The sequence below is a fragment of the Thalassoglobus polymorphus genome (assembly GCF_007744255.1).
GTDB lineage: Bacteria > Planctomycetota > Planctomycetia > Planctomycetales > Planctomycetaceae > Thalassoglobus > Thalassoglobus polymorphus.
In genome coordinates this window covers 1,807,497-1,830,476 of the sequence record NZ_CP036267.1, presented here as the reverse complement: position 1 = coordinate 1,830,476, position 22,980 = coordinate 1,807,497, and the positions used below count along the sequence as shown (strand labels likewise).

Sequence of the window (22,980 nt, the reverse complement as noted above, 5' to 3'; positions counted from 1 at the left end):
ACTGCTCCATAAGAAATCTGACTGGAACTGTCACGTCCCCGTATGCTTTGTCGGTGTCGTTTCGATGCCAACGGAGACGCCAGATGTAGACGACGCGGGCTACTTTCTGACGACCATTCTACCTAACAGCGACTTCCCGAAGCGAGAGTCTGTGGCGACTGCTTGTCCATTTTGTGCGGCCTCGACACGCTCGACAGAGATGAACGCCTCGGGAGCGTGCTCTTTCATCAGTTTCCGGACGTGCGACAACTGTTTCCGACGAATCACCGTAAAAGCAATCTCCACCGGCCCCATCATCCCACTCCCCTCAACACGTGTGACCCGGTAACCTTCAGCACGAAGCAACCCCGACACATCGACATCTGCGACTCTGGAGACGACCCGTACCATTCGATACCCGAGGGCCAGCTTTTCTTCGATCAACATCCCGATCAACACACCCGCACCAAAACCGCCTGCGTAGGCGACGACCGCGATTGGGTAGCTCAGATATTTCATCACGCCTCCGACGGCAAGAATCCAAATGGTCACCTCTGCGACGCCGAGCACGACAGCCAGCGCCCGGTGGCCAGTAATCATCAGAATCGTCCGCACCGTACCGAGAGAGACATCGCAAACTCGCGCAAAGAAAATGAGGATCGGAATAAACCATGGCATGAAGCTGGGAACCTTTTCAATTTTATGTGTGAAATGAACTCTCGCCTGCTTCAATTAAGAGCCAAACAGACGAATCTTCCAACATCATAACATAGAGGCTCAATCGTTTGAGTTGCAGGTCCTGCTCGCAGCCCTCCAAGAGGAGTGCGCTCCACCGCATGCCCAGGAGCAACTGGTTTCGTCATTGAAATTTCGATGGTCAATGAGGCAGAACGTAAAGAACAAGATCGGATTTGCTCTAAAATCGTATTGAGTATTATATACGCGAACTGTCTCGTGGACATCAGCGCTTCATCACACGAGAAGCGATCTTCACGGACACAAAAAACACGAACGTGTTGAGAACAGTTTTGAAAAAGATGTATGCGAACCGTCTCGTTGACATCAGCGCTTCATCACACAAGAAGCGATCTTCACGGACACAAAAACACGAACGTGTTGAGAACAGTTTTGAAAAAGATATACGCGAACTGTCTCGTGGACATCAGCGTTTCATCACACGAGAAGCGATCTTCACGGACACAAAAAACACGAACGTGTTTTAGAATCCGGTGTTGGGGTACCAGCGGCTGTAGTGGTTTTCGCCGAGTCTGGTGAGTGGGGTTGTCACGGGGGTGTAGATCAGCGAGCCGTTGCGGACTTGTTGGCGATGACCGAGTTTGGAGACGAGAGGCCAATACGGATGTTTGCCGGATTCCCAATTGACGAACTGATTCGGATCCCAGACAGCGATTCCGTCGGCCCCGTTATCGTAATCGCGAGCGACGCTCTGCTGCAAAACCTCGGCGGATTTCATTTTCCAACCGACATAGAAGGGAAAGATTTTCACATTCGTGCCCTCTGTGATTTTTGCATAGTAGGGCGTATCACCAGTTTTGGTTCGCAGCCCGCTGGTGTAGTAAGCAAACCACGCGATCCCGATTTGATCGATCAGTTCCTCTTCAATCCAACGTTCAACGTCCAACCCAAACTTCTTGTTATCTGCGGGTGTTGAAAAGGTTGAAACGGCGAGCTTGAGTCGTTTTTTGGGATCATCGCGGGTCGCTGCGGTTTCATCGAGGACTGCTCTGATTTTGCGAATAAATTCCGTCACAATCTTTGCTCGAAGTTGAAACACACGTGGATCATCCTCTGCGATTTCACGTGGGTCTTCGCCAAATTCTTTTATGAATCGCTGACAGAATGGTTCTTCCCAGAGAATCATCGGCATCCCCCGATGGAACAGGAATCCAGCCCCATCCGCCCCGCATTTGAGTGCTTCTCGGTAAACCTCGATGAGATGGTCTTGCACTTCTTCCGCTGCGTAGCTGAGGTGCATTGTCGGCGTGCCGTCATAATCAATACAGCGCCACTCAGGATGAGCTTCATAAAAATCGCTTATGAAGAATTCCTCCCAGGGAGGGGCTGCTTTCCAGCCAGCTGCGCGCAAGCAGACGAAGAATTCGGCATTCTGAGCATGTGCCTCGTCGGCTGCGACCTTCAGCGGATCAATCCTTTGTTGATGCAGGTGGCGCACCGATTCTACATATTCGCGATCAACACCCCGAGGAAATGTATCGAGATGCCCACCCATCAGGTTGCCCACCTGACTCGGATGATGCACTAAATCCGCTCCACCGAGTTGAAACCACCAGGTCTTGAAATCACTGTCACGATACGCTGAGAAGGTCGCTGCCAGATCGGCTCGGTTTTGTGGGCGAAAGGGATGAATCCACGTATATCCGTCGAAGGTTGCCACCGAGGTTTTCGTGACCGACTGGGCACGATCTTCAAGCAGCGCTGCGACTTCCTCCTCGCTCAAAGGAATCGTTTTGACATAGTGAATCCGCGCCGGCATTTTATACACAGTTGAGAACTGCAAATCGTTGTCCGTCAGATCGACAGCCCCCAGAAAGACTTCTTCTAAGACATCTCGCCGACGGGAAGCGAGATTCTGTCGATTCGTCAGACGAGTGTAAGCCGGGTCGCTGGTGAATTTCGCTTCGACATTATTCTTCGCCGGACGTACCAGATCGGTGATTGTACTCAAGCCAATATAAACAGCGTGCCAGCCTTTCTTGTTCAGCTTCAAGGTCAGGTCAGGAGCCGAGGATTCGCGACCGATGGAGACACATTTCCCAGAAAAATCGGCTGTTTCATACTCGAACACTTTCCACTTATCATGATGCCGACGGTCAGAGAGAGCGTCGGCGGGTGTGCAGAGAGTCATATCCGTGATGAGTTCAGCCTTGGCTGCATGCTGCCATTGATCCGGATGCGACAACGTCGTTTTCTTCGACACGGGCTTCTTCAAAGGCGGCTTTTCCGGTGTCAGGAGGGAGATCAGTGCATCTGCGATCAGGCGATGTCCACGCTCGTTGGGATGAATCCCGTCAAGCAAAAGATCATCAACGGACTCTCCTTTTGCTTTCTCAAACCTATCAAAGGCTCTCTCGACATCAACCAACTGGACATCTTCAGCTTTGGCGATTTCGCGAACAGCTTCTGCATACTCCCTGAGCAGAACATTGAAGCCATCTTTCTCTTCTGGAAGATAAGGGGACTTGCCATACATTTCGAGCATTTTCGGCGTCCAACGCAGCGGATTGGGCGTCATGAGAATGATCTTCACTTTACGTTTGTGAAGTTCAGCGATGAAGTGCCGCAAGTTGGTTTCGTACTCTTCCAAAGCGATTCGTGGTTGCGTCGCAGGTGGAGTTTTCCAGACATCAACAGCAGCGTCGTTAATTCCGAATTGGATAATCACAACATCCGGGTCGTGCGAGAGGACGTCTTTCTCGAAGCGAGCCCGTGCATGCTGAGTATTGTTTCCACCGATGCCCGCGTTAATGACGTGCACGGGGACATCACTTCGGGAAAGTCCGGTTTGTAGAAATTTGGAATATGTCTTCAACTTCCCACGGACAGCAGTTGTCGAATCTCCAAAAGCGACAATCGTAGTTGGTTCCTGGGCGAAGAGAGCTGTCGAAGAAGCCGCGACAAACCCGACCGCGATGACGATTCTCAGAGTCTGTGTCAGAGAGTTGATCATAGTGCATTTCCTTTCAGCGGTGCGCCGGTTTTCCTGGCCCATTGCAGCCACTCTGCTTCCAGCTCTTTCACAATCTGTGGATTCTCGGCAGCGAGGTCATTGGTTTCAGTCCGGTCTGCCTCCATGTCGAAGAGTTCCCACTTCTTCACATTGCTCCCCCAAACCAGTTTCCATTTTCCCTTTCGCACGGCGCGGTTTCCGTACAGATACCAGAACAGAGAATCGTGATCCGCCCGCTGCCTGCCTTCGAAAACAGGCAACAGGCTGACTCCATCTGTGGGTAAGACTTCGATCTCTTCACGAAATTCTGGATACGTCGCTCCTGACATTTCAATGATTGTCGGCATGAAGTCGACGATGTGCCCGACCTGATGCGTCAACGTCCCTGCACGAATTTTCTTCGGCCAGCGGACGATCATCGGCGTCGAGATTCCACCTTCGTGCGTCCAAACCTTGTAGCGACGAAACGGTGCGTTCTGTGCCCAACCCCACCCCTGAGCCACATAGTCGTAAGTGTCGATGCTGCCAGGAAGTTCTTTGTTATACTCTTCGTGAGCCTTCTTGACTTCGACGTTTCGATACCCCGAATGCGAAGCGCAGCCACCGTTGTCGGACAAGAAAATCACGCAAGTGTTCTCTGCAATCCCGCTCCGTTCGAGCGCCTCCATGACACGTGCAATCCCCTGATCCATCGAATCGACCATCGCTGCGTAAACCTCCATCCGACGCCGTTCACGTGCAATGTTTTTGACCTCATCCCAGGGGGTGATTTCATAGTCATAAGTCAGTCGACTCTGCTGCGGGTCAGGTTCTGACAATTTCCAATCCTGATTAATCAGACCAAGTTCCTTGAGCCGTTCGATTCGCCGTTCGCGCATGGCAAAGTAACCATCATCGAAACGCCCTTGATACTTGGCGATGTCCTTCGGTTTGGCATGCAGCGGATAGTGCGGCGCGTTGTAGCAGAGATGCAGAAAGAATGGCGTTTTTTTCTCTGCCTCAGCGAACTCCTGAATTTGCTCCACCGCTCGATCAGTGAACGCATCCGTTGTGTAATAATCTTCGGGGAACTCGGTGATCGGAGTCTCTTGATCAAGAAACGGTTCCGGCCCCTGACCTTGGTAATAGTCGGGAAAAGGTTTCGCAGGATCAAAGAAGTTGCAACAGCCTGCTGCAAGTCCGTAGTAGTGATCGAATCCACGACGAGTCGGGAGTCGACCTCGGTCTTGTGGCTTGGTGACCGGGAAATGCCATTTCCCGATGAGGCTGGTACGATAGCCCGCTGACTTCACAACTTCGCCAAGCGTCGTCATGTTATCGTGGAGCATCCGTCCTTTAACACGTCGTGGATGGAGTCCGGTCAGTAGTGCGACACGCGATGTTCGGCAAACGGCACAGTTGTAGAACTGCGAAAACTTCAGCCCCTCTGCTGCCAACCGGTCAATGCTCGGCGTCTCAATCTCTCCGCCATAACACCCCAGATCCGAATACCCCAGATCATCTGCCATGATCAACACAATGTTCGGCCGATCATCAGCGGCGTTCAAATCTCGCCCAGCGAAAGCAAGGTAACTCAACAAAGCGAAAGCTGCAAAATGCCTGAACCAGCCGTACTCAAAAGTCAGCGCCTGCAGATTTTTCATGTTCGACATTCCCTTTGTGCTGATCGTTGAGCCATGGACCAGCAAATTCGCGGCGTGCATTTTCAACAAGCATTTATAACAATCATAGTCATAACAAAATGAAAGGCGTGTTTGCAGGGCAGAGCAGGGCCCCATGCCGAATCCCCGCCGCACGCTTCATCGCCATCGAAATCTGAACGTCTCAATTCGCTTCAGAAATGACGCTGACGCTCAAGCATCTACGACTCTATGTCCCGTTGATGTCTGCTTGTCTACACGTCTGCACGATGCCGCAAGAGCATGACATCGTCACCCACAAAAACCAATTCTGCATTCCAATCTTCTGCCAGCCATGCAAAAGTCTCGCGAGAGAAAAAGCTGACGTGAGTTCGGTCATTCTTGTAATGCCAGTCGGCAAATGCTTCTCGATCCAGAACGAGCTTGGTCATAATGCCGAGCAACCCTCCGGGCTTGAGATATGACCAGAGTCGACACAATTCCTCACCGGGATTACAAAAGTGCTCGACGACCTCGCTCGCAGTGACAAAGTCGTACTGCAGGGTCAGCGGAGCCGTCTCAGGAGCATAGTAGGGATCGTAGATAGCCATATGATGACCAGCCTCCTCGAACATGACCGACAGAGTCGGCCCCGGCCCCGAACCGAAGTCGAGTCCATGACTGCCCGCAGCGATCCGGCCATGAACCGGTTCAAAGAGGCGGCTGAGAAAGTTCCGATAGCGATGATCAGAAGGCGAATTCTGGTGCAGATCGTAGACCGCTTTTTCGTCAGATGGCGTGAGATGAAAAACAGACGGAACAAACGTCAATTGACAAGCGACGCAACGAACATACTCGCGCCACTTGTCGACATGTAGCGGAAGCACGTGATCGGCAGAGCAAAGAGGACAGGTGATTCTACTGATATCGTTTTCCATTTGACCTCTGCGTATCGACTCAACAGGACTTCCAGTTGAGCCACCAAGCGGTCCAATTTTCAAACCACGCATCATTCTCCGACGGAGAAAATCAGGCTGAAAGGATCCCTCCTGCTACGGCTTCCCTGTTTGCGCAAACCCGTCACTTGCCCTGACCTATCACAAATTGACGATTCCCACAGTCTGAGGCAGCTGTTTGATTGGGGTCGGTGGCAGGTAATCAAAGGATACGTATCGTTGCTCCTCCACACACCACAACTTCGATCTAAAGCATGCCAGAATGCTTTTCGGGCTGAGAGTTGTGGTGACAGGTGACTGCAGTTCCGGCAGTCCGGCCATCGCTTCAGGCAGGCGATAGAAGGGGATACGGTGATTGAGATGGTGAATATGGTGGTAACCGATATTCGCAGTAAACCATCGCATCAGCGGATTCATTTTGATGTAACTGCTCGATTTCAGGGCAGCCTTGACGTAAGTCCAGTCTTCACGATCACCGTACTGCACGCCTGGAAAATTGTGTTGAGCGTAGAACAGATAGGCTCCCATACAGGATGCCACTGCGATGGGAAGCAGGAGCGAGAAAACTAAAACATCCAACCCGTAAGTCGCCACCCAAGCAAGAATGCCAACATGTAGAACCGCTGTCACACCACAATCCCAGTGCCGCTTGGGACTAATGAAGAAAGAGCGAATACACATTCCGAAAAGAAAAATTGTGATGTAGCCGCAAGCGATCGTCAGCGGATGCCGTGTCGCAGCGTACGTAAATCGCTCGCGTTTCGTGGCAACAGCCCATTCATCGGTCGTCATCAGCGGATACGACCCAAAACCGATTCCGTGTAGTTTCGAGTTGTTGTTGTGATGATGATTGTGGGAGCGAATCCAGATGCTCGGCGGACTCAAACCGAGAAAGCCGTACGTGTACATAATCACCTTCGCCAGTTTCGATCCATGTAGAATCGAATGATGAGCAAAATCGTGATAGATACAGAACAGGCGAACGAATGTGAGACCAGAGCAGACCCCGGCTGGAATTCGAAGCCAAAGCGGCGTCTTCATCCACGTAAGCGTGAACAGGCCGATGAAGGCAGCGATTGTTGAAAGCAAATGCCACCAGCTGAGAAGTCGGTTCTCGCTGCTATACTGCTTCGTGGCAATCAGCAACTCTTTTTCCGTCCGCATCGGTGACCGATCGATCGTCTGAGTTCCCGACATGGGATCGATGAATAAGTGCTGCTGTGCGAGATCTGCTGAACCTCGAAGCAATGAGAGAGAAACATAGGTGAACCATCGGTCGGCGAATAGGCCGATTTTGCAGCTTGAGAGCATTTCATGAGAATTCCCCCCAACGAAGAACCCACGTCGCCCCCGTCTTAACGAGAAATGTCGCTGAGAAAACACCACTGAAAAAGCATGGATCGCTGAACCTGCAGACAGAAACGTTGCACACTGTCTAGAACTGGTCGTGAAACGTGAAATTGCTCTCTCAAACGCTGAGAAAAGCGGCTATTCCAGAGGTTGTCGGACTGGTTCTAGCTAGCCCACGCCGCATCAGAAAACATTTCGTATTTGGTACACAAGATAACCTGTCCAACCGTCCTTCTCGGGAACTTGTTCCACGTACTACGATGAAACCTGGCCAGCGAACTCTCAATCCGATTGCTTCACAGAGACATCAATGAACTTGTTTTTCATGATCAAAGAGCGGTGAAATTGGTGATAAACGACGCCAACGGAACATGGCATGAATTGCGACAGGGCACAGCAGAAGATTGATCAGGAAGGACTGAATCAATAATTCAATAAATGTAAAAATCCCCTCATATTCGACGCCCAGACCAAATTCAGCGAGAGCGACGGAACAGGTGCTCCAAATGAACACAGTCAAAATATGGCTTGCGAACATTCCGAGAAGCCCGAACAAACGCGGTCCGATCCAGGTCACCCCCAAGATCAGTAAATAGATCAGCGTGTAAACTGTGTAGGTCGCCACTAGAGCAAATCCAATCTTAGTCTTTACGCACTGCCTCGTGAGGAGCAGTCTATGAAGTGATGGGTGTGAACTTCACAGGCACGCCAAGCAATGAAAATGCTCTAGACATCAATCCAGATAAACAAACTCGTTTAAGTTCAGTGCCATCAGGCAGAAGTTCTTGAGGGCGGTTTCCTTGTCTTGACCAAAGTCGTTTTCTAATGATTTCAAGAGCTTCAGACCGCGATCGACCTCCTGTTGAGTGGGGGGGCGTTGCATGACGCGGTTGAGGGCAAGCTGGACTTGCTTTGAGGCATCCGCGCCCGCTTCTTCCTTGAGCTCCTTGGCGAACTCTTCTCCTTCTTCGTTCAGGAAAGAACTGTTGAGCATGCCGAGTGCTTGGGTCGGCTGCGTGGTGGTGAACCGAACAGGACAGGTGAAGTCGGTGTCAGCGACATCAAAGGCAGCCAGTAAGGGGACCGCTAACGATCGTTTGATGTGGATATAAATACTTCGACGCCGGCGATCTTCTTCGCTTGATTTTCCCCAACCGGCACCGGGGCGAGACTGCCCGGCGAGAACCTCTGCGGGAATGATGGGATAGATGCTCGGCCCGTACATTTTGTCGAGGTTAATGGTTCCGTTGACAGCCAGAATTGAATCACGAATTTCCTCAGCTCGGAGCCTGCGCATGTCGAAACGCCAATAATTGTCGTTGAGGGGATCTTTATCGTAAGACGATTTATTCGGAGCGGAAGACATTTTCCAGGTGTTCGACATGACCATCAGCTTGGTCAGTTTCTTCACGCTCTGCCCGTTATTCAAAAACTCCAGTGCCAGCCATTCGAGTAAATCAGGATGTGTTGGCGCATTGCCGGTCAGGCCGAAGTCGTTTGGCGTGCGTACGATTCCGCGTCCGTAGTTCCATTGCCAGACACGGTTCACAAAGACCCGGACTGGGAGAGGATTACTCTCGTCGGTGATCCACTTCGCCAGCGCAAGGCGGCGGCCAGAACTTTTCCCATCGACCGTGGGAGTAATTTCCGGCGTCATGGATGTCAGGACTGTCGGAAAGATCGGTGCAACAATCTTTCCTTCTCCGGTGGGATTGCCCCGAATCAAGATGTGAGTTGCAGGAGGATCAATTCCATGCTCTTTCACCGCTAAAGCTTGCTCTGCACTTTGCGGAGGGTGATTGCGTAGCTCAGTCCATGCTTTGCGTTTGGCTGCATACTCTTTAAATTCTTTTTGAGTGATCAGCTTGCCTTTGTGCTTTCTGATAATGCGTAGACGGACCGAGTCATTCTTGAAGTCGTCTCGCTCACCACCGACAAGTTGCTCGCGAATCCCTTTCTCGACGACGTCGAGTTCCTTCCGAAGCTGACCAACACGAGCCTGATATTTCTTCAGTTCTTCCGCGTGTTCTGCTTCTTGCTCAGGTGTTGCAATACTTCTGACAGAGGCCTCGAAAACACTTTGACCGGAACGGACTCCGTATCTGCGAATATTTCGGAAGAAGGCGACCATGCTGTAATAGTCCGCCTGCGGCAGAGGGTCCAGTTTATGATCGTGACAGCGAGCACAATTCATCGAAAGCCCGAGCATTCCCTGCGAGGTGGTCGCGATGATATCGTCGAGTTCGTCGTACATCGCAAGTTTGGGATCTGCCGGTTCATCGTCCCATTGTCCGAGTCGATAGTATCCCGTCGCAATGATTGACTCCGGCGTGGGGTTCTCGAGTTCGTCACCTGCCAACTGTTCCAGAATAAACTGGCTGTACGGTTTATCTTCATTGAATGACCGGATGACATAATCTCGGTACTTCCAGACAAACGGCTTGGGGTCGTCTCGTTCGAAACTATTGCTTTCTGCATAGCGAACCAGATCGAGCCAGTAGCGTGCCCAGTGCTCGCCATAGTGCGGCGATTCGAGGAGTGAATCGACGAGTTTCTCGTAGGCCTCTGGTGAGTCGTCATTCACAAAAGAATTGACTTGCTCCGGCGTTGGAGGCAACCCCAGCAGATTGTAGTAGAGCCGACGCACAAGAGTTGTCTTCTCCGCCTGTGGATTCGGAGTGAGCCCCTTGGCTTTCAAGTTTTGATAAACAAACGCATCGATGGGATTTGCCTGCCAGTTCCTGTCATCAACCTGTGGAACTGGTGTTTGCTTGAGAGGTCGGAATGACCAGTGGTTTTTCGTCTCTTCATTGACCTGCGGCGGGCCATGTTCTTCTTTGATTTCAATGACATCGGTCCGCACCGGCATCGGAGCGCCGCGTTTGATCCATTCTGCCACAAGGTTGATCTGCTCTTGTGGTAATTTGCCTGACGGAGGCATTTCGTAGCTCTCGTAATTGAGGGCGTCCAGAATCGTGCTCAGGTTGTGATCTTCAAGGTCCACACCCGGTCCACTCTCTCCCCCTTTGAGGACGAGTTCTCGTGTGTAGAGACTCAGCCCCCCCTTGGCTTTTCCGTTGCCATGGCACTCGAAGCAATTTTTGGCAAAGATCGGCTCAATTTCCTCTTTGTAAAACTGAATGCCAGTATCATCGGCACCGCGAACTGAAAACGGTGAGAACATCAATAGACAGATGAAGCTGCAAACAGGAGCAAAACGCAACATACGGAACTCTACCTACAAAATGGCAAATGAATCTTAATGATGACTCTATTCTTACACAGAGCGATCAGTCTGGACAATCGTGGGCACAAAGATACTGATCCCGCCTGATCAACAGTCTACGACAACTCCTGAAGTTTCCTCAATCACAGATTCGTCTTTCGACTTCGCTTAGAGCATTTCCAATGCTTCTCTTGTCCGCGAAGTACGTTTTCACAAGTCCATACGCTGATGCCACGAGACAGTACTGATAAAACGAATTTTAGATTTGCTCTAGATTCTTCCCAAGTGACGAATCGCGTCTTTCCGCCAGTCTGACTCTAGGAAATTTCGAACTGCATGTGCGGCTGCGAACTTTTTTGAATCAAGTTTGCGGGAAGCTTGCTCCACTCGGCAGCGAGTTCCTCAGCACGTTGAGGATTCACTTTTCCATCATGTACATACAGTAAATAGCGAAGCTTGAGTGGTTGCATTCTGGTGGTGACGAGTCCTTCATCTCGACAGGCTGATGCTCCCATCCAGCCATCTTCACGCACATGCCATTTCGCAGGATAGTTGGGATTCTCCGGGTGATCGAGATAGGTGACCCCGTTGTCGACAGACACCCGTTCGCCAGCTTCGTTGCGGGACGCGACCGGTCCAGAATAGTCCATCCACCGATTCTCTTTTCCGAAGAGCGAGTTCTCTCCAGCCTCTCCCGACGCTCCCGTAATGATCCCCTCACCAAAGTGTGCCGAGATGCTCTTCGCCACACGCACGGCCAGAAAGCCAAAGTTGGACTTCTCGAATTCAAGTTCCGCCGCGAGAGGTCGAAATGTTGATTGCAAATCGAGTGTCCACTCATCGTTCTCCAGTGGACGTAAAGTGGCGATCAACTCCTGCTGGAGCAACGGTTGAGGATCGTGTCCATCGTGCCAGTCTAATTGAACGGCCATCGTACATTGATCATCGCCATCGCGGTATTCGAACCACATTTTCTGCTCGATGCTGGAATCGGTATTCTCACTCCAAAAGTCGATGCCTAAGACCTTGTGATGTGCAAACCAGACCGAGCGATGATGATCGTGATTCGACGCTCCAGGATGCCCCACGCGTGTTAACGTCTCTCCGCTGGGACCATTGAACGGAAAGAAGAACGGCCGCTTGTATTGCGGACCATAATGCCAGCGTGTCTTCTCGATTCCATCAACACGAAAGCTCACCTGGTAATCGGCAAGCGGAACGACTTCACATCTTTTTTGTGGTGGCATTGGTTTCGTTTCTACTGTTCAACGACGTTTTAATATCAGAGCAACCGAGTCCCGAAGACCGCAACGAGTATCAGTCCGATACAAAGTAGAGGCCCAGCGTTTTTGGAAAGCTGACTCTGTCCAGAGATCGAATTCGACGCGATCGCTGCGAATGCAAAGACGCAGCAGAAAAAGAGCGATAAGCCCTGTGCCCAGGCAGAGACTGCAAACAGCAACCAATCGATCGAGAAGGGCGGGGTCATTTCTAAAATCGCGTAGAGCAACATCCCGATCCATGCAATCGAAACGCAACAGAGACAGCCGATTCGAAAAATCAGGTTGAGACGAAGATAGTTAACAGGTTGGCTGGGTGTAGTCATCGAGCAGAGTGAACTTCAGGCTGTAGTTTCAGGTTTTGAGATCTCAACGTTTGAGTTCGCAGTATAACGCAATTCGATTTCCTTCGCAGTCAAGAATCTTAAAGCAACCCAGAACCATCATGTTTTGCTTTAAGATGAAAGTAAATCAGGGCGGTAAAGCCCCACTGCGGTGCAGAACTCCCGACGCAGGCTTCCTCAACCCCTGAACTGCCGGGCCATATCAGGTCGTCGTTCTCCATGCTGCACGATCTATTCAATCAAAGATTGAATTTTCTCAGTTTTCAGTTGATGAGTCACTCCGAGAACAGTACCTGTCTTGTCTACAAAATAGAACGAAGGAAGCAGGCTCGCTCCGAAGCGATTCATTGCCAGGCCGGTCGGGTCTGCATGAAAGTCCATGTTTGCAAACTGTTCTGCAAAATCATTTAACTCCTCTGCTTCCGTCACATCAGCACAGAGACTGATCACAGAGACTGAGTCATTGAGCGTCGCGATCTCCTCGTTGAGTCGAGGCATGTCCTGAATGCAATGCGCACAATATGTCCCCCAGAAATGAACGATCATCGGCTTCGACTTGAACTCTCCAAGAGAAACATTCTCCCCAGCGACATTCGACAGTTTGAGATCCGGCACACTCGCTGGAATGACTGGCGAGAATCCAGCCGCGATCAACAGATCAGTTTCCGATGTCCCGGTTGGATTTGTCGCCGACTTCTCATTGGCAATCTTAAGAACATAACTGGCGATTGAATTGATATCGCTGTCAGATAAAGCCGTTTTTGACGCAGGCATTGGCGTGCCAGGAATGCCATCTCTAATGATGGTCTGTATCGACTTCTCAGTTTTCTCAAACCGCCATTGAGGACTATGAAAATCGCGAGGTCGAATTGAAAGGGCCCGCAGGCCTTCGCCGTCACCGTTCCCTTCGTCACCATGACATTTTGCACAATGCTGCATGTAGAGAATTTCGCCTCGCGAGACAAGAACATCTTCTTCAGAACCATCAGCCTGACGGGCCTCATTGAGAGCTGTCGTGTTCGCGAGTTTCGATCGATTTCGCAGTTGCCGACCTCCCCAGACAGCAACAACCAGGACCGTGACAACGAACAGAACTTTCGCCACGGCTTTAAGGGTGTCAGTAGAATTACTCATGGATCGCTACCTGAGTTGAACCTGTTGAAGTGGAAGGCAACTTGGTGGTAATGACCATTTTCTTGCCGTTCTCGGAGAGACTGCTCCAGGCAAAGGTTGTGAGATCGCCGTGACTTTTAACGCTCGGTCGAGACTGAAATTCGCCACTTTCGGTCAAAACCGTTTGTGGTGAAGAAAAGCTCTCCCCGTTGTTTTGCGAGATCACCATTCTTACCGCAGAGCTAGATCCTGATGGAGCCCCATGAGAATGTTCGCCATCGTTTTTTGATGACGACGCAACTGTCTCGTCCCAAGCAATCAACAACCCCTGAGGTGATTGCGTCAGGGAAGCATGCCCTTGAATCGCTGTCGATTGGTGAATGGGCTTGGTTGTGAATTTCCATTCACCAATTGTTGCTTGCCCGTAGTAAACCTGTTGAATTCCGGTGTGTGCATCCATCCAGACCATATGGATTTGATCTCCATCGATCAAAAGCGAGGGACCATCGTGCGGGCAACCGTTGAATTCCCACCGTGGTTCAACGACCGAAATCGGCTCGGAGAATTGAGTCTCGTCTGCACCGCGAACAGCGAGCCACATATCACGATACCCATTGATACTGTTCCGAAAAGCGACAATCGTTTGCCCTTTGTCCGTGACGTTGATCTCAAGGTTGCAGCAAGGGCAAATCCCGGCATTGTCAGGACCGGCATACACTCGCTGTTCTTCAACTTCTTGGTTTGAAATCGCAGCGAACGGTTGTTGGACGCCAGCACGATAATCGAGCCATGTGGCTGCAACTTGCCCTTGATCATTCGCATTGAAAGCGACGAAAGTCGGACGAACTGCGTTTGCTGTGGAGAGTTGAATGGCGTCGCTGAAAGTCTTTCCATGATCGGATGATTCAGCAAACATCAGCTTCAGCTGACTGAGGTCTTCTCTGTCAGACTCGACCCAACTCAACAATAAACGATCATCTGCAAACTGAAGATTCACCCACATTCGGCTGGACCGTTTAATTGTTCGTCCACGCATAGCTGCGTCCCACGAGTAAATTCTGGATTTACGAACCTGTTTGGGCTGAGTAAATGTTTTCCCGTGATCGAATGACGTGACCAGAAAGATCGCTCTTTCGTCTTCATTAACTTGAGACTCCCAAGCAACCCATAAATGCCCTTGATCGTCAGTCGCCATTGCAGGCGCTTGTAAACGGTCCTTGATATCATACTTTGAGAGCATGAACTCATGGACTTGTTGTTGGCTTGCGAGAGAGGTCGGTTCCCCTTTGAGAATCTCACTCTCGTCAGCTTCATTTTCACCCGACGAAGAAATCGTTTCAGACGAAGTTTCGGATGAGGTTTCCTGCTCACTTTCTGGCAGCAAGAAGCCAAATCCCAGACCGACAGCTAAGACGGCGATTATGAGCAGCGGGAACATTGTTCGATTTTGTTTAACTGACATGATATTCCTCAGAGTAAGTTTCTTGAAACAGTTAGCCCCCATGGACCTCAGAGGGGCTAACCAGAAAACTCAATGGGCAAGTGTCAAAAATTAGACCAGTTCTAAAATTCGCCGATCACCTCGCCACCGTTTTTCGTGCCCAATGCTCGCCAGATTCCACCATCGATACTATCGCTGACGAATCGAACGGAACCATCTCCCAGGCCGCAATGAGTTCCTCCGACATGCATGCTTCGAGCAGCGAACCAGCCGAAGCCATTGCGATGAATGTCCGGTGAATCGAAATTCGGAGTCATGTAGGTGTTAAAAGTCGTCAGATGTTCTCGCCCCCAAATCCAGGAAGAGCGTCCACGTCCGTCAGTCGTTGATGCTGCCGCTGCAGCGGCACGAACATCTGGATTATGGCCCGGCGGGCCGGTGAAACCTTCTCCAGGTCCTCCCAGTCCGCCGCCTCCATAGCGAGCCATTTGCCGATCGACGTTAATGTCTGCCAGAGGAGTCCCATCCTGCTTGTTGCCCATCAGCGATTCAGCAAGCACAAGTGTATTGGAAGATCCATCAGTCATGTCTCGAAACCGACTCGATGATCCCCAGAAGAACATCCCATCGGTTCGAGCACGGGTGTCATAGTTTGAGTCGGTTCCACTTCCGGTACAGACGACATAGTTCGTTCCGGCGAATTCATTCACTCCGGTGTTGGCGTTCTGAAAAATCGGTGGCTCCGGTTCACTCGGACAAAGAAACAGCGGCAAGACCTGTGCTGCAACCTGAGCATGAACCGGGTTCAATGATTGACTCCCACCTGAACCAAGCATGAGTGGGACGTCGAAGTCAATCAGGTTTTGCAGGTTGCCCTGATCGATAAACGGCAGAATGCGAGCTTGAACAGAAAAACCGTACTGACTCGAAGAGGACAATCCGGGGAAAACAGAGTACGAGCTTTGATAATTGTGCATCGCGAGCACAATTTGCTTCATGTTATTTTTGCACTGAGCCCTGCGAGCAGCCTCGCGTGCCTGTTGGACAGCGGGAAGAAGCAGAGCAACCAGAATCGCAATAATTGCGATCACAACCAATAATTCAATGAGCGTAAAGCCCCGCGCAGAACGGGGGCGTAGAGACGTAAACATATTCTAAACTCCAGCAGTTCGCGCAACGTCAGAATGCATTTACATGACGATGCCCAGCGAGAAAAAAGTAAAATAGAACTTCTTTCTCAGGCTCTCGGAGGTGGAGTTTCTGGTGGTAGCTGATCGTTAAGAAACGACACTTCAGGGAAGAGGAGTAGATCCACTAAGCATTTATCACTGACCACAGAGACAGCAGCAAACAGACTTCTGGGATCTGAGACAACCACGAAGCCTTGTGGTTTTTCGCCGCCACAGGAACAAGACGAAACAACTGGGCCTTCAGGCTTTTCACTGCTGCTGCAACAAATCGATTTCGCGACCTGCTGCGCTCCACAGTTGCTTGAGTCTTCAGCTTTCGAAGAGCTGCAACAGCGGCTTTTCGTCGCCTCGGCTGCTCTTTGATTTCCCTTGGCAGAACAGCAGCATGCGTTGTCCGACTGTGCTTTCTCAGAACAACGACAGCCTGACTTCACAGACAGATCATAATCGCTCCAGCCTATCACAGAGAAGCAATAGACGATGATCAGAGCAATCGTTAACAGTCGTTGCGAATTCATACAATGCGAAAATGTAGGGATTGTAGCGCATTTAAGTCTCTCGTTTTTCCAGAAGGAGTCAAGGAACTCTACGAAGCTGATGAGCACCAAGACCGGATTTTCTGCGACATGAGAATCATCACAACGGAAAGCTTCACATCGTTGACTGAACTCGTGCGAGGTATCCCGGCCGATTGTGGTCGTGGTCTTACAAGACTCTGTCTGATGAAATTGATTTGGTCAAACGCTGGACAATGAATGCCCAGCCACGAAAGCTGATAGACTTCAATCGCTCAGCCACGGCATCGCACTGATGAGACATCGCACTGATGAGGCATTCCTATTCGATCGTCTTGGCATTCGTTACGCTGAGCAATCCTTAAATGAATTGTCCAGAATTTCTACCCAAATATCTGACCAGATTTCTGATGCCCATTTCCGGCGACTTCAATCCGATATTGAAATTGCGTGCAACTCCATGCAGATGCAAATGCCGACTCAGGTGCCGCTTCATCAGTTGCATTCTATTTTCTCTGTTCGGCTTCTGTATGGTTTCGCAGGTTTGGTTCGTCCCTGTCAGCCAACTTCATGCGCAGGAGCCACCGGGACAATCAAAGTTTCTCGATGAGCGTGCAGTTCGAGTGACAGAAGATGCGTTGAAATGGCTGGCTGAACGTCAAAATGAGGACGGCACTTTTGGGACGGCGAGAACATCCCCGCATCAAGTCGGAGTCACAGCACTTTGCGGAATGGCGTTTCTTGCATCAGGAAGTGTTCCAGAGGCAGGACCGTATGCAGAGCATGTTTCAAAGTCTGTTCAGTTCATGCTCTCTTGTTCACAGCCGAATGGTTATCTCGTCAACACAGAACTCAAAACACATGGTCCCATGTATGGGCATGGATTTGGGACGATGTTTCTGGCCGAAGTTTACGGCATGTCCAACCGCGATGACTTGCGCCTGAAACTCAAAAAAGCGGTGAACCTCATTATTGCGACCCAAAACTCAGAAGGGGGGTGGCGTTACAATCCCGTCCCGGACGACGCAGACATCTCTGTCACAGTCTGTCAGGTGATGGCATTGCGAGCGGCGAGGAATGCAGGCATTGCAGTCCCCAAGGAAGTGATCGACCGGGCTGTTGTGTACCTCAAGAAGTGTCAAAACCCTGATGGAGGATTTCGATACCGAATCTTCGATGCGGCAGAATCCAAAGTCGCCCGGTCTGCGGCAGCGCTCGTCGCACTTTACACTGCAGGAATTACTGATGACCCAGCATTGCAACGGGGGTTTGAATACCTCCATGCGAAGCGAGAACTCAACGATGACCGAGCGTATCGTTACTATGCAGCCTACTACAGCGCTCAAGCGTACTGGCACTCCGGTGGAGAGGATTGGTCGAACGGATTTCCGGTACTGCGTGACAGACTCCTTGATTCCGTAAACACTGATCACTGGGAAGATACTGCAATGGGAAACGAATACGCCACTGCGATGGCATTAATCGCGCTGCAGATCCCCAACAATCTGGTCCCGATTTTTGAACGTTAACCCTGTATGATTCTAAAACTCGGTTCAATAGTCTCACCTCATTTCCGACAGCCATTATCAGGCAACGACAATCAGGCAACCATGACTCCCCGCAGTGAATCATCCAACTCGTTCCTATTCAGGCTGCTTCTTTTCACGTTGCTGCTCTTCGCCGTACCCGCTTTTTCGTCAGGTGAAGAGATCGTGCTGAGAATGCAGGATGGTGCTCAAGCCGAAGTGACCAACTTGAGTTGGGAAAAGGATTCCATTCAGTTTAAGACCAGTTCGGGAGCCCCGGATGTCCTTCCAAGGAAACAAATCAAAACGATCTCATTTCGAAGGTCATACAGCCGGAAAATAACACGTTCCATCGGACTCCAACTCACAAATAACGACATCTACTTTGTCAGCGATCTTCTGCTTTCTGAAGAACGATTTCTTGCGAAGTTTGAAAACCAGAAACTATCGATTCCAATCGAATACGTGAGGGAAGTCTTCTTCGATGTCTGTATCACGAATCTGAAAAAGAGTGCAGTGGATCCAGAAGCGGATGACGTCGTCATCTTGAAAAATCAGGACGTCGTAAGAGGGGAATTAGTCTCTTTCGACGACGACGAAATCCATTTCAAAACAGACTTAGGAAACCTGAAACTTCCACGATCCAATTCACTGTCGATCAAACTGAATCCGGCACTCGCTGCTGAGATTCCTATCGGTTCCAAATATGCTCAGTTGTTCCTGAAAAATGGGTCAGTTCTTTCAACAATTGCGGACGATTTCGACTTTTCGAAAGAGAAGCTGAATGTTGAACTCCCGGAGATCGGGACGCTCTCGATTCGGATGAGTGATATTTGTCGCATCGAGTTCTGGGATAAACGGCACCATCTCCTGAACCGGGATCAGCCACTCCGCTCTCACAACGAAGACTATTTTGGCAACATCACCTCTTTCAATCAGAACCGGAATGCCTCTGGACAACTGTTGCTCTCTGGCGATCAGCTTTTTGCGACTGGCTATGGGGTCAGAAGTCAGTCTGAACTTATTTTCGCGATTCCTTCAAATGCCGAGTCCTTCATTTTTTCTCTCGGGCTTGATGACCGGGCTGACCAAAACGGGGCAGTCGACATTCACATCAGCCTCGATGACACCGAGGTCAGTTCACACCGACTTTCCCAGACAGATTCTCATTTTTTAGAGCCTTCTGCTCTGCCAATCCATGGGCAAAAGAACCTTAAACTCAGCGTGAGATTTGGCTTACGTGGCGACGTTGGCGATTGCGTCAACTGGTGTCAGCCTTACTTCCTACTCAAAGAGTAACCTCCCAGTCTTCGCATTTTACATAATCTTCGCGACCCGCATGATTGTCAGAATTCTCCTAATGCGGACGACCAGTTTCTGCCGATGACGAACCCTATGTGGGCCTATTTTATTGATAGCGGTCTGTCCATTGAGGGACTCAAGACGATGTCGTCACGTTGGTATTTTGTTCGACTTGTAGCTTGTTTGGCAGCTTTTTCACTGTCGATTCATCAAGGGGCCAATGCGCAAAACCAGTTTGCCGGCTCTCAAAGTCTTCAACGATCACCATCGGGCATGAAGATCGTCGAGGCTTCTCAGCCCCAAAACCAGACTCATTACTTCACGATTGTTGGGGCCGTTCACCGGTCTGGTGTCTACTCAGCTGATGAACACAAGGTTTCTCTCTCAAGGCTTTTGGAATCTGCAGGAGGCTTCGCCTCGGTGACCCGCCCGACAATCCGTGTCGTCGGTGGTGGCAGGGAACGATATCGTTTTCTCTATAACCCGAATCGTGAAAGCCAACCCAATGTGCAGTCGGGTGAAGTGATTGTCGTCCTTCCAAACCCCGGGCAGATGACAACGGAAACAGAAATCCCAGTCATCCCGGTCGCTTGCATTGGCCTTGATGACCGGCCGATTGTCTTGCCTCTTTCGACTGACATTCGAACCGTTGATGACCTCCTCAACCGGCTGAAACAGACTCAGCAATTAACGGATTCCGTAAACATCCTAGACCCATTCGGCCGCCCCAATACGAGAATGCTTGCACCAGGATCAGTCATTCTGTGCAACCCTCAGCTTGTCGACACTCAGGCTCTGAGCTCGACGGAAGCCTTTCCGCCAGCTGTCCCATTGACACCTGAAAAGAATGAAGAACCTCTTAGCAACAACGAAGCGCCTGAATTAGAGAGTTCCATGGTTGTGGTCCCGGCTCCTCTGAGACCATCGATCGTCACCCCGATTCCGGAAAGACCGATTGCTGGCCCGGAACTGACTCTGACTCCTCTTCAATCACCTCTCGTCTCGACCGAGAGACCTGCTCTGCCAAAGATGGAGAAGACTCAAGTTGCCAGGAGCTTTGAGAAAACCATCCCGAGTGAGATGACGACCAAGATTGCGGAATACCTGAGTGAGCCGCGACAGACTGCACAGACTCAACTTCAGTCTTATGATTTGCCGCTCCTCGAGAGCGAATCTGCGACATCAACTTCCGCTCCAGCACCAACTACCGCTCCGGCACCATTGCCAACCACGTCCATTTCATCGGTTGCCCCCGCACCTCCAGAGGCGTTTCCTGTCCGCAGAAATCAGGTCAATCGAGGCAATCGAAATCAAGCAAGCAAAACGGGGCTCGTCCCAACAACATCACCTCAGAGTGCATTGAGAAAAGATGCTTCCTCCTCAACCATCGCAAACTCTTCTCCAGTGGTAACCAAATCTGAGACTCCAATATCAAAACGAGTACCATCAATCTGGACGATCCTTCCGATTGCATTTGCGGTCGCATTGATGGGCTTCATCGGCTTCGTCCTTTCTGTTCTCTGGTCGAGACATGATCGCCGTAAGCAGCGAAATCAAATCAGCGACACAGCCTCGAACACTCGTCCATCAGTGGATGTTTCCGAAGAACAAAGTGACCTTCAACAGGTTTCAATGATCTTGAATCGCTCGATCCCGATGATCGAGGAAGAAGTTGTTGTTCCCTCTGAAATTCATATTCATGGTGAACCAGTTGCTCAAGAACGATTGATCCACCATGACCGCCACGAATCACTTCGTGGTCCACACTTTGCGAAAACTCCTCAAGCGAGCAAGCCGAAAAAAACGAGACTCTCCGCAGCATCTACCGTTGACTCGGCGGAATGTTCTGATGAGACAGCAGAAAAGAACACTGCTGTAAAAAATACTGCTGTAAAGAACACTGCTGTAAAGAACACTGCTGAGAAGATGACTGAGCGAGTACATCACCGGATCGACCCGGAGCACGCCCCCGAAGAGAAGGCAGAAGAAACGGTTTCTCAGACCGAAGTCCATCACGTGAATGAAGTTCACCGCGCTGTTGTCCAACCGGTGAAGCATCAAAAATTGAATTCAGCCTACGATGTCGTCGAACCTGTGCGCGATGACGTCACTCACATACCAGGTGGTCCACTTGAACGGGCTCTGCGAATCCTGGCACAGGAGCAGAAATCGTGAAGACAATTGCATTAGATCTTGGTTGTAGTGAATTCCGTTCTATTCGTCAGGATGGACAACGCCTTATCGCTAGAAGAGTCCCGGCTGTCTATTGCAGCGTGGCTGACGAACCATCAAATCGCAAGTTGTTAGAACAGGCGCGAATTCCTTTTTCGTTCGCTCAGGGCGCCCTCATAGTCATCGGAAACGCAGCTGAGGAACTTGCAAGCTTGATTCATTGCCCTGTGCTTCCTGTCATGATAGAAGGGCACTTCCCCTGGGATGATCCAGTCGGTCGACAGGTTTGCTCTGTGCTGATCGAAAGCCTGGTGCCAATGGCAAAAGATGCAACCTGCACTGCGACACTTCCACATTCGATGATGCGGAAATCTACCGAACAGTTGAACGTCATTGAAAAACTCCTCAGCTTGCGCGGATATCGATCAACATTTTTAAAACCTGCGTCGGCGTTGGCATTAGCAGAGTTGCAGGAATCCGAGTTCAGCGGGATTGGAATCGTTCTGGGCTCCGAATCAATCTCGATCAGTATCACGCGTTACGGGACACCAGTTCTGGAAACGGTTTTCGGCCAAGGATTTCGGGCAATCGAACAACGTTTCGCAAAGAGCCGTCATCGATATTTATGGGACCAACGCGGGAATCGATATCTTGATTTGCACTCGGTCCGGAAGTGGCTTCAAGAGGCGGACATTTCTCTCGAATCGCCTGGCTCGGGTGACGAATTATGGATCGTGCAACAGTTCCATCAACTTCTTTCCGATGCTTGGGCCTCAGCGCTTCCAGACTTAATACGCGTGAGTCAGAATTTACAATTGCAACGACGGCTGCCGGTTGTCTACTCCGGGGGACCAACTCACATGAATGGTTTCCCCGAATTCCTTTCGCATGTGATGCGCAAGAGTCACATGCCGTTCCGCATTCAAGAATTGCGATCATCAATATTCGGACCGTACAGCGTTGCGAGAGGACTCCTTGTCCACTCCACCCTGAACTCTTTATCCAGGCAACCTGCAAGCACCAAAGCTGCCTAACTCTTTGAGTGCCCGTGAAGATTGCAGTGTTGACGTCATAGATTCTCGCCACGAGGCAGATCGCGAAGACCAATACGGAGCTCACCACAGAGACATCGTTCAGTGTGACGATGACGAAAACGGTGCTCCCTGCTGCCGAGGTCTCAGGAATTCGACTCGCCATGCCTCACTGCCGACATGACACACTGCCGACATGACGCGCGATTACGCACTTCTGCTTAAAA

The 22,980-nt window shown here is 50.6% G+C and carries 16 protein-coding genes; 4 read left to right on the top strand and 12 right to left on the bottom strand.

Annotation, left to right across the window (positions count from 1 at the left end):
• Positions 1-99: 99 nt before the first annotated feature.
• From Mal48_RS06715 to Mal48_RS06660, 12 genes are all read right to left on the bottom strand, one after another.
• Entirely contained in the window at positions 100-657 is a 558-nt protein-coding gene (locus Mal48_RS06715) for a DUF2179 domain-containing protein (protein ID WP_145197333.1), read from the bottom strand.
• Between the two features lie 541 nt (positions 658-1,198).
• Positions 1,199-3,688, bottom strand: a complete 2,490-nt coding sequence (locus tag Mal48_RS06710; protein WP_197442119.1) for a GDSL-type esterase/lipase family protein — start codon at positions 3,686-3,688, stop codon at positions 1,199-1,201.
• The gene (locus Mal48_RS06705) at positions 3,685-5,331 is read right to left on the bottom strand and encodes an arylsulfatase (RefSeq protein ID WP_145197329.1); all 1,647 of its coding nucleotides are present in this window, start codon (positions 5,329-5,331) and stop codon (positions 3,685-3,687) included. Before Mal48_RS06705 ends, Mal48_RS06710 begins: the two co-directional genes overlap by 4 nt.
• A gap of 251 nt (positions 5,332-5,582) precedes the next feature.
• A complete protein-coding gene (locus Mal48_RS06700; protein ID WP_145197327.1) occupies positions 5,583-6,245 on the bottom strand; it encodes a class I SAM-dependent methyltransferase in 663 nt (220 codons plus the stop codon).
• A gap of 159 nt (positions 6,246-6,404) precedes the next feature.
• Positions 6,405-7,427 carry a fatty acid desaturase family protein gene (locus Mal48_RS06695; RefSeq protein WP_145205848.1) on the bottom strand — a complete coding sequence of 341 codons (1,023 nt, stop codon included), beginning with the start codon at positions 7,425-7,427 and terminating at the stop codon, positions 6,405-6,407.
• A gap of 493 nt (positions 7,428-7,920) precedes the next feature.
• Positions 7,921-8,238: a hypothetical protein gene (locus tag Mal48_RS06690; protein ID WP_145197325.1), complete on the bottom strand. Its 318-nt coding sequence runs from the start codon at positions 8,236-8,238 to the stop codon at positions 7,921-7,923.
• Positions 8,239-8,346: 108 nt separating this feature from the next.
• The gene (locus Mal48_RS06685) at positions 8,347-10,839 is read right to left on the bottom strand and encodes a PSD1 and planctomycete cytochrome C domain-containing protein (RefSeq protein ID WP_145197323.1); all 2,493 of its coding nucleotides are present in this window, start codon (positions 10,837-10,839) and stop codon (positions 8,347-8,349) included.
• 317 nt (positions 10,840-11,156) lie between these two features.
• The gene (locus Mal48_RS06680) at positions 11,157-12,086 is read right to left on the bottom strand and encodes a DUF6807 domain-containing protein (RefSeq protein WP_145197321.1); all 930 of its coding nucleotides are present in this window, start codon (positions 12,084-12,086) and stop codon (positions 11,157-11,159) included.
• A 35-nt stretch (positions 12,087-12,121) separates the two neighbouring features.
• Complete coding sequence (locus Mal48_RS06675; protein WP_145197319.1) at positions 12,122-12,445, bottom strand: hypothetical protein; 324 nt, start codon at positions 12,443-12,445, stop codon at positions 12,122-12,124.
• Positions 12,446-12,694: 249 nt separating this feature from the next.
• A complete protein-coding gene (locus tag Mal48_RS06670; protein ID WP_145197317.1) occupies positions 12,695-13,597 on the bottom strand; it encodes a redoxin domain-containing protein in 903 nt (300 codons plus the stop codon).
• Entirely contained in the window at positions 13,590-15,038 is a 1,449-nt protein-coding gene (locus Mal48_RS06665) for a hypothetical protein (protein WP_145197315.1), read from the bottom strand. The genes Mal48_RS06670 and Mal48_RS06665 overlap by 8 nt, the downstream gene beginning before the upstream one ends.
• Before the next feature lie 101 nt (positions 15,039-15,139).
• Entirely contained in the window at positions 15,140-16,168 is a 1,029-nt protein-coding gene (locus Mal48_RS06660) for a DUF1559 domain-containing protein (protein ID WP_145197314.1), read from the bottom strand.
• Positions 16,169-17,252: 1,084 nt separating this feature from the next.
• Here Mal48_RS06660 and Mal48_RS06655 point away from each other — a divergent pair.
• From Mal48_RS06655 to Mal48_RS06640, 4 genes are all read left to right on the top strand, one after another.
• The gene (locus Mal48_RS06655) at positions 17,253-18,251 is read left to right on the top strand and encodes a prenyltransferase/squalene oxidase repeat-containing protein (protein ID WP_197442118.1); all 999 of its coding nucleotides are present in this window, start codon (positions 17,253-17,255) and stop codon (positions 18,249-18,251) included.
• A 192-nt stretch (positions 18,252-18,443) separates the two neighbouring features.
• Entirely contained in the window at positions 18,444-19,547 is a 1,104-nt protein-coding gene (locus tag Mal48_RS06650; protein ID WP_231740012.1) for an NPCBM/NEW2 domain-containing protein, read from the top strand.
• An 84-nt stretch (positions 19,548-19,631) separates the two neighbouring features.
• Complete coding sequence (locus Mal48_RS06645; protein ID WP_145197307.1) at positions 19,632-21,725, top strand: polysaccharide biosynthesis/export family protein; 2,094 nt, start codon at positions 19,632-19,634, stop codon at positions 21,723-21,725.
• Positions 21,722-22,756: a disk-shape morphogenesis protein volactin gene (locus tag Mal48_RS06640; RefSeq protein ID WP_145197305.1), complete on the top strand. Its 1,035-nt coding sequence runs from the start codon at positions 21,722-21,724 to the stop codon at positions 22,754-22,756. Before Mal48_RS06645 ends, Mal48_RS06640 begins: the two co-directional genes overlap by 4 nt.
• Positions 22,757-22,980 lie beyond the last annotated feature (224 nt).